The organism is Streptomyces sp. NPDC031365 (assembly GCF_055569765.1).
Map to the genome: position 1 here is coordinate 2747 of NZ_JBVIIM010000063.1, position 8348 is coordinate 11094.

6 protein-coding genes are annotated in these 8348 nt (G+C 70.6%); 2 read left to right on the forward strand and 4 right to left on the reverse strand.

Annotation, left to right across the window (positions count from 1 at the left end; all coding sequences use genetic code 11):
• Positions 1-116 precede the first annotated feature (116 nt).
• Positions 117-1010: a DUF1398 domain-containing protein gene (locus ACZ5C2_RS38170; protein ID WP_468801516.1), complete on the reverse strand. Its 894-nt coding sequence runs from the start codon at positions 1008-1010 to the stop codon at positions 117-119.
• 105 nt (positions 1011-1115) lie between these two features.
• Positions 1116-3083: an acetoacetate--CoA ligase gene (locus tag ACZ5C2_RS38175; protein ID WP_468801518.1), complete on the reverse strand. Its 1968-nt coding sequence runs from the start codon at positions 3081-3083 to the stop codon at positions 1116-1118.
• A gap of 212 nt (positions 3084-3295) precedes the next feature.
• On the opposite strand from ACZ5C2_RS38175, the gene ACZ5C2_RS38180 reads away from it, so the two are divergent.
• Positions 3296-5662, forward strand: coding sequence for a glycoside hydrolase family 31 protein (locus tag ACZ5C2_RS38180; RefSeq protein ID WP_468801520.1), 2367 nt, complete (start codon positions 3296-3298; stop codon positions 5660-5662).
• Here ACZ5C2_RS38180 and ACZ5C2_RS38185 read toward each other — a convergent pair.
• Both ACZ5C2_RS38185 and ACZ5C2_RS38190 read right to left on the reverse strand, forming a co-directional pair.
• Positions 5653-6189 carry an NUDIX domain-containing protein gene (locus ACZ5C2_RS38185; protein ID WP_468801522.1) on the reverse strand — a complete coding sequence of 179 codons (537 nt, stop codon included), beginning with the start codon at positions 6187-6189 and terminating at the stop codon, positions 5653-5655. The two genes, ACZ5C2_RS38180 and ACZ5C2_RS38185, sit on opposite strands and share 10 nt — an antisense overlap.
• A gap of 47 nt (positions 6190-6236) precedes the next feature.
• Positions 6237-7046 (reverse strand): M15 family metallopeptidase, encoded by an 810-nt coding sequence (locus ACZ5C2_RS38190; protein WP_468801523.1) that lies wholly within the window; start codon positions 7044-7046, stop codon positions 6237-6239.
• A 334-nt stretch (positions 7047-7380) separates the two neighbouring features.
• Here ACZ5C2_RS38190 and ACZ5C2_RS38195 point away from each other — a divergent pair, with 334 nt between their 5' ends.
• Complete coding sequence (locus ACZ5C2_RS38195; RefSeq protein WP_468801525.1) at positions 7381-8106, forward strand: MIP/aquaporin family protein; 726 nt, start codon at positions 7381-7383, stop codon at positions 8104-8106.
• Positions 8107-8348 lie beyond the last annotated feature (242 nt).

An 8348-nucleotide genomic window follows, 5' to 3' on the forward strand; every position in this document is an offset into this window, starting at 1 on the left:
ACCGCCGCCCCCCCCCACTCCGTCCGGCCCGTCTTCTCGGACAGATACCCCCCCCCCGCCCCTTCCCCGACGGTCCCTCCCCCCCTGCCCACCCCCCCCCTTCCGGGTTGCCGGGCTCAGTGACGGTGGGCCTGGTTCGGGCCGCTCCCCTCTCCGAGGTCGGGTGGCTCGCAGTAGTCGACGTTGGACTCGGGAGAGATGAGGTCCCCGGATTCGGCGTCGGTGCAATAGGCGTCGAAGACCTCTCCGGCGGTGAGGGGTTCGAGACCATAGGCACGCAGACGCCAGCCCTGGACACGGTCGGGGGTGCCGGGTTCGCTGGTCCGCATGACCATTCCGCCCGGGCTCGCAGTGGCGAGGCCGACTGCCAGGACGGTGGTGAACTCGAGGGCTTCGGACTCGTCGAGTTCCATGCGACCGGCGCTGTCGTCGGCGTGGAGCACGGCGACGAGCGTTTCGGGTGGCCCGGACACGCTGCACACGAGGTGCCGCTCGCCGGGTGGCGCCGTTTCGAGGATCCGCACGAGGAGGTGCGAGGCGCGGGTGAAGGCGGCGCGGCCCAGGTCCTCGCCGCAGGAGGCGCAGGCGCCGAGGCGGGCGAGGAGCGTGGCCGCGTACTCCCAGGTCGCCTGACGGACGGCCTCGTCGACGAGGGTGGGTAGCAGGTCGGCCAGTGGCCGGCCGTCGTACGGGACGGTCGGTCCGGTGGACGCGAGTTCGGCTGTGAACCGGGTGCGGCTGGTGTGGCTGTCGGGATCGAGGCCCGCTGCCGCGCAGAACTCGGCGTAGTCCGTGGGGTCGAAGAGCGCCACGACGGTGTGGCTGCCCTGCAGCGCGCGCGCCCTGAGGACGGCCTCCATGTGTTGGAGGTAGGTGGTGTGGTCGTCGAAGACGAAGCTGTGGTAGCGCCGCATGGCGCTGAAGTCGTGTTCGTCGGTCAGCAGGCCGATGGTCCCGGTGATTTCGCGGCGCAGGACGCGTCGCAAGGCTCGGTGGTCGGTGGACGCCATGTCTCCCCCTCTGCACAGTCGATCAATGCTCACTCACAGTAATCGGCAGCACTGACAATGGGTCGGGAGAGACGATGGCGGACCGGGAGGGCGGCCTGAGGGCGCTCAGGCGCGCTTGCCGGCGAGTTCCTCGTAGAAGGCGAGCAGGTCGAGGTTGTCGATGGAACCGGGGTTGACCGCCTTCTCCAGAGGTGTTCCCTGGAGGAGGCGCTTGACCGGGACCTCGATGCGCTTGCCGGTGAGGGTGTGCGGGACCCCGGGGACCTCGATGATCTCGTCGGGGACATGGCGCGGTGAGAGTTGCTCGCGGATGGTCCGGTTGATGCGGCTGCGCAGGTCCTCGTCCAGGGTGGCGCCGGGTACCAGATGGATGAACAGGGGCATCCAGTAGCCACCGTCGGGCTGTTCGACGCCGATGACGAGGGATTCCCTGATCTCGGGGAGGCGTTCCACAGCTTCGTAGATGTCGGCCGAGCCCATGCGGACGCCCTGGCGGTTGAGGGTCGAGTCGGAGCGGCCGTGAATGATGACCGAACCGCGCGAGGTGAGGGTGATCCAGTCGCCGTGCCGCCAGACGCCGGGGTAGGTGTCGAAGTAGCTGTCGTGGTAGCGGCTGCCGTCGGGGTCGTTCCAGAAGTGGATCGGCATGGACGGCATCGGGTTGGTCACGACGAGCTCGCCGACCTCGTCGGTCAGGGGCTTGCCGCTCGGGTCCCAGGACTGGAGGTCGGTGCCCAGGCCGGGTGCCTGGAGTTCGCCGACATGGACGGGGAGGGTCGGTACGGCTCCGGCGAAGCAGGAGCACACGTCCGTGCCGCCGCTGACGGAGGCGATCCAGAGATCGTCACGAACCTCGTCGTGCAGCCAGCGGAAGCCGTCGGGGGGCAAGGGGGAGCCGGTGGTCGCGACGCACTTGACCGCGGAGAGGTCGAAGTCTCGCGAGGGGTGCACCCCCGCCTTGCGGCAGGCCATGACGTACGCGGCGGAGGTGCCGTAGAGGGTGGCCCCGGTGCGTTCGGCGATCCGCCATTGGGCGCCCGTGTCGGGGTGGCCGGGACTGCCGTCGTACAGGACGATCGTCGTTCCCGTCAGGAGACCGGAGACGAGGAAGTTCCACATCATCCAGCCGGTCGAGGTGTACCAGAAGAAGCGGTCCTCGGGGCCCAGGTCGCAGTGCAGACCGAGTTGCTTGAGGTGTTCGACGAGGATACCGCCCTGGGACTGGACGATCGCCTTGGGCAGTCCGGTGGTGCCGGAGGAGTAGAGCACCCACAGCGGATGGTCGAAGGGCACCTGTTCGAAGACGGGTGCGGTGGCGGCGGAGGTGAGGGCGGACCAGTCGAGTGCGCCGTCCGGGGCCTCGGTGCCGAGCAGGGGGATGTGCACGACGGCGCGCAGGGTGGGCAGTTCGCGGCGCAGTTCGGCGACGACTTCGCGGCGGTCGTGCTCCTTGCCGCCGTAGCGGTATCCGTCGACGGTGAACAGGACGACGGGTTCGACCTGCTGGAAACGGTCGAGGACACTGCGGGCGCCGAAGTCGGGGGCGCAGGAGGTCCACACGCCGCCCACGGCCGCTGTGGCGAGAAGGGCGACGACCGCCTGGGGGATGTTCGGCAGATATCCGCTGACGCGGTCACCGGGGCGTACACCGAGGGAGCGCAGTTCGGCGGCGAGGGAGCCGACCTGGCGGCGCAGCTCGGCCCAGGTGACGGGGGCCGGATCATGGGTTTCGTCCACGTAGAGCAGAGCCGGTTCGTCCGCCCGGGACTCGGTCGCGCGCAGGGCGTGCTCGGCGTAGTTCAGGGTCGCTCCGGGGAACCACTGGGCGCCGGGCATCGAGCGGTCGCCCAGGACGCGCGCGTAGGGCGCCGAGAAGCGGACGTCGAACCATTCCGTGACCGCTTGCCAGAACGTCTCCAGTTCCTCCACGGACCATCGGTGGAGCGCCGGGTAACCGCCCTCGGCGGGGGCGTCGTGGTGTCCGGCGGCCCATGCCTGGAACGTGGTGATCCGTGCCTGGGCGATACGTTCCGGATCCGGCTGCCAGAGCGGCTGGGGGTTCACGGTCGACATGGGGCGGCTCCCGGACTGTGCGCGTCGTGTGCGTCCTCCGCGCACGGCTGGGGTGTGCGCGTGACGCGGCTGACAGGGACGATGCCACGTGATCGACTTCTGCACCAGGGTGACCCCCACATAGTCCGTGTCGTGAAGATGTGGTCCGATCACGGATGAACGGGAGTTGAACGACACCCGTGCGGGGCGCGATCGATGGCAGGGTGAGCAGTATGGACGGTCGTGACCTGGTGCGTTCGATGAAATCGGTCGGTTCGGTGGGGGCGGCTCAGGGGTTGCGTACCGTACGAGCAGCATGGCGCAGGCGGCGGGAGGATGCCGGCGGACTGCCGCCGCAGGCGCCGGTGCGGGCCCGGGTGCCCGGGACCGTGCGGGAGGTGGAGCCGGGGCCCGGTGGGGGTCTGGTCAGGTTCAGCCGCTCGGAGTTGCGGATCTTCGTCGCGGTGAACGGGGCCGTCTTCTGGGGCTGGGACGGGGCGGCTCCCGAGCCGTCCTACGCGCTGGCCGGCCGCTGCCCCGATCCGGACCCACGGGCGGTGCTGGAGCCGGACAAGGACGGTGGCTGGCGTGTGGTGGCCGAGCGCGTGACGGTGGTGGTCTCGCGGCACGGCGCGGTGGAGGTGCTCACCCCTGGCGGGGTGCCGTTGCGGCGTGATCTGCCGCCGCGGTGGTGGGAACCGGTCGGTGGTGGCACCGCGCGGTGGACGCAGCGGTCGGAGGTGCCGGCGGACGCCCGCTTCTTCGGTCTCGGGGGGCGTGCGTCGGGTCCCCGGCTGCGCGACGGTACGTACCGGTTGTGGAACACCGGGCCCGGTCGCCGCGGCGCCCCGCTGTCCGTCACGATGCCGGCGCAGATGGTGGTGGCCGACGCGAGCACCCATCTGGTGTTCCACGACAGTTCGTGGGACGGCACGGTGACGCTGCGGGAGGGTGAGGAGGGCGCCGGTTCGGGGCACGACCGACCCGGTACCAGTGAGCTGCGGATGGACGGCGGTTCCCTGCGCTGCTGGGTGATGGTGGGCACTCCCGCGCGGGTGCTGCTCACCTGGGCGTCGCTCACCGGTGCGCCGACGCTGCCGCCCGCGTGGGCGCTCGGTCACCATCACGCTCGGTGGGGCGGCGGTGATGAGGCGGAAGTGCGGAGAGTGGTGGAGGGGCACCGGGAGCACGGGCTGCCGCTGGACGCGGTGCACCTCGACGCCGGCCACTTCGACTCCCTGCGGGTGTTCACCATCGACCGGAAGCGGTTCCCGAAGTTGCCCGTCCTCGCGGACGAGCTGCGGCGCGAGGGGATCCGGCTGGTGTCGGTCGTCGGTCCCGCCGTCGGGGCGACGCCCGGCAGCCCCGTGTACGACGACGGGGCGGACCGGGACAGCTTCGTGCGGGGTGCTTCCGGAGAGGTTGTACAGGGAGTGTCCTGGTGCGGGGAAGCGGTCTTTCCCGACGTCACGCACGCGCGCGTGCGTGAGTGGTGGGGCGCGTTGTACGCGGAGCCGCTGGCCCAGGGGTTCGCCGGTTTCTGGCACACCTGGGACGAGCCGACCTCGTTCACGGCCTTCGGGGAGCCGACGCTGCCCCGGTCGGCCGGCCATGCTCTGGACGGCCGGGGCGGTGATCATCGTGAGGCGCACAACGTGTACGGGCTGTGCCTGGCCCGGGCCGCGTACGAAGGACTGCGGAAGATCGCGCCGCAGGAGCGGCCGTTCGTGTTGTCGCGCTCCGGGTGGGCCGGCATGCAGCGCTACGGAGGAGCGTGGTCGGGGGAGGCGGTGGCGGGCTGGCCCGGGTTGCGGGCATCGCTGGCGCTGGTGCTGGGGCTGGGGTTGTGCGGGGTTCCCTACTCGGGTCCGGACGTCGGCCTCTGCGACGGCGTGCGGTCCCCGGAGTTGTATCTGCGCCGGCTCCAGCTGGGGGCGTATCTGCCGTTCTTCCGCACGCGTACGGGTCCTCGTGCGGACGGCGGGGAGCCATGGGAGCTCGGTGCCGAGGTGGTGCGGCACGCGCGCGCGGCGCTCGTCGAACGCCGGCGCTTGTTTCCGTACTTCATGACACTGGCGCACCTGGCCAGGCGTACCGGAGCGCCCTATGTGCGGCCGTTGTGGTGGTCTGCGCCGGAGGAACGCCTGTTGCGCGACTGCGAGGACGCGTTCCTGCTCGGTGACTGTCTACTGGTGGCGCCGGTACTCGGCCCGGGAGTGGACCGGCGGACCGTCCAGCTGCCGCGCGGGCGGTGGTACGACACGGCGACGGAACGGGCGTACGAGGGGCCGGCCCGGGTGCTGGTCGACGCGCCCCTGGGACGCGTTCCGGTGTTCGCCCGCGGGGGCGCCGTCCTTCCGGTGCGTGGGGCCGACGGTGGTACCGAACTGGAGGTGTGGGCGCCCACCCGGGGACGAATCGGGGGCGGACTGGTGGTGCCGGATGCCGGCGACGGGTGGGAGGAGCCGGAGATCGAGCGGTACACGGTCCGGTGGTCGGGTGCGCGGATCGTCGTGGAGCGGGAGGGTGAGGACGGTGCCGGTGAGCCGCCCTGGCCGGTGCGCGTGCGTGGGCTGGGACAGGGTGGGGGTCAGATGTAGCGGCCCTCGAACCAGGCCCGGACGGCCATGGTGTGCAGGGGGAAGGCCAGTTCCTCGGGGCGGCGGAGCAGGTGCCTGCCCTCGGTCTCGTCGGTGGGGGTGGAGGGCGGCAGATCCTCCGCGGGACGTTCGGGGAGGAGCCCGAACAGCAGGAGGTGCCCGTCGGGTGAGCTCATGGCGTCGGCGAGGCGTACGTCCCGGCTCGCCGCTTCGATGCCGGTTTCTTCCCGCAGCTCACGGACGACGGCCTGGCGCCAGTCCTCCCGGTGGTCGATGTAGCCGCCGGGCAGGGCCGTGCCGCCGCGCGCGGGGGCGATGGCGCGGGTGATGACGACCAGGGCGGTGCCCCGCGTGTCGTACACGGGCTGGAGGGCCACCGCGACCGGGAGAGGGTTGCGGTAGGCCGCGGCGCCGCAGGCCGGGCAGGTGCGGGGCCAGCCGGAGACGCCCTCCCCGTAGGGCGCGCCGCAGCTCGAACAGTGGGAACCCGGCGCGGAGTTGTGAACCGGGGCAGGAGTTTCGGACACGCGCGGGACTGTATCCGATCACGGCGAGGGCGTCTCCTGCAGGTCGGTCAGTGGCGGCCGGTGAGCGCCCCCCGGGACACCGGGAAGTCGAAGTAGGTGTCCGGGTGGGTCTCGGGCTTGAAGGTGTAGTGCCACCACTCCTCGGCGAGGTTCACGAATCCGAGGGCCTCCAGGGTGTTCTTGAGCAGCAGCCGGTTGGCTCGCTGTTCGCCCTGGATGCGCGGGTCAAGGGTGTGGCTGAGGCTGTCGAAACAGTCATAGCCGGTGCCCATGTCCACGGAAGTGTCGGGGAACCGCTCGTCCTTGGGCGCGAAGCAGGGGGTGAGGGGCTGTCCGGGGTGGTAGGGAAGGGTCGGCCGGGCGGGCAGCCGCACGAGGGTGAGGTCCACCGTCGAGCCCCGGCTGTGGCCGGATTTCTCCGCGATGTAACCGTCGGCGAACAGGCGGTTCTTGTCGACGTTCGGATAGAACTCGGCCTTCATTCTCAGGTCGTCGAGGTCCTTGGCCCAGCGCACGAAGTGGTCCACCGCGCGTTGCGGCCGGTAGCAGTCGTACACCTTGAGGGAGTATCCCTGGCGCAGCAGCTTCCGCTGTGCGGTGTGGAGTGCCTGCGCGGCGGGGCGGGTGAGGATGCACAGCGGCTGCCGGTAGCCGTCGATGGGTTCGCCCACGAAGTTGTGGGGAGTGAAGTAGCGGATCTCCTGGATGATCGTCGGGTCCACGCTGTTCAGCGCCACGAAGTCGCGGGGTGCCTCGGGTTCGGGCTTTGCCCGGGCGGGGGCGGACGCGGCGGTCGCGGCGAGCAGGGCGGCAACGGTGGTGGCCAGACCGCGTACCGCGGCGGAGAGTCGTGTCATGTCTCCTCCATCTATCAGGAGTTGGCTTCTCCGGGGAAGCGTGTGGCCGACAACCGTTCCGGTCGGCGACCTTGACGCCCCCTGAGTGCCGGTGAACACTTCCGGTGTCAGTCGACATCGCCGTACATCTCGGCGTATTCCGGCACGCCGTCCCTGGGGCCCTTCCGCGACAAAACCCACTCCTCACCGGCGACTTCGACTGCGACGGCACGCTCGTCACGGACGCCGGGCGGGGCGCGGGTTCTTCCTGCCTTCGGCTGACGTCGCCATGGGAAACGCACCCTGCACGTGAGGTCCGGGGCGGATCGTCCTGGGCCAGGGCCTAGGAGCCGCCATGAGCAACGGAGACGTATTCGTCGGGGAAGTCATCGGCACCGCGATTCTTATCCTTTTCGGCGCCGGCGTGGTCGCGGCCGTCGTACTGAACTACTCGAAGGCGAAGGACGCCGGCTGGGTGGTCATCGCGCTGGGCTGGGGTTTCGGCGTGATGGCCGGGGCCTACACCGCCGCCCCGCTGTCCGGCGGGCATCTCAACCCGGCGGTCACCCTCGGGATCGCCATCGACACCGGGGAGTGGGACAAGGTCCACCTCTATGTCGCCGGGCAGATGGTCGGAGCCATGCTCGGCGCCGTGCTGTGCTGGCTGGTGTACTACGCGCAGTTCCGGGCCAACGCCGAGGAGGACATCGCCCAGCCGACGCTCGGGATCTTCTCCACGACACCGGTGATCCGCCATCCCGTAGCGAACCTGATCACCGAGATCATCGCGACCGCGGGCCTGGTACTGCCGATCCTGGCCTTCGGCCTCACGAAGGGGCTCGGCGAGTCCGGCACCGCGATCCTCATCGTCTCGTTCCTGGTGGTCGGCATCGGCCTCTCACTCGGCGGTCCGACCGGCTATGCCATCAACCCGGCCCGTGACCTCGGGCCGCGCATCGTGCACACCCTGCTTCCGATCCCCAACAAGGGCTCCTCGGACTGGGGCTACGCGTGGGTTCCCGTGGTGGGACCGCTCATCGGGGCGGCACTGTCCGGGCTCGTCTTCAACGCAGCCTTCTGAACGAATCTCCGCACGAACCTCCGCACGAACCGACGAAGGGGACGTCATGACGGGCAAGTTCGTCGCCGCGATCGATCAGGGCACCACCTCCAGCCGCTGCATCGTCTTCGACCAGCACGGCGCGCACGTGGAGCGTCGCTCCTCCGCGCGGCGGGGGGGGGGGGGGGGGGGGGGGGGGGGGGGGGGGGGGGGGGGTGGTTGGGGGGGGGGGGGGGGGGGGGTATGCGAAGGGGGAGGAGGGA

Coding starts and splice junctions, on each gene's coding strand:
- ACZ5C2_RS38170 (WP_468801516.1), bottom strand. CDS start 1,010: ATGGCGTCCACCGACCACCGAGCCTTGCGACGCGTCCTGCGCCGCGAA.
- ACZ5C2_RS38175 (WP_468801518.1), bottom strand. CDS start 3,083: ATGTCGACCGTGAACCCCCAGCCGCTCTGGCAGCCGGATCCGGAACGT.
- ACZ5C2_RS38180 (WP_468801520.1), top strand. CDS start 3,296: ATGGACGGTCGTGACCTGGTGCGTTCGATGAAATCGGTCGGTTCGGTG.
- ACZ5C2_RS38190 (WP_468801523.1), bottom strand. CDS start 7,046: ATGACACGACTCTCCGCCGCGGTACGCGGTCTGGCCACCACCGTTGCC.
- ACZ5C2_RS38195 (WP_468801525.1), top strand. CDS start 7,381: ATGAGCAACGGAGACGTATTCGTCGGGGAAGTCATCGGCACCGCGATT.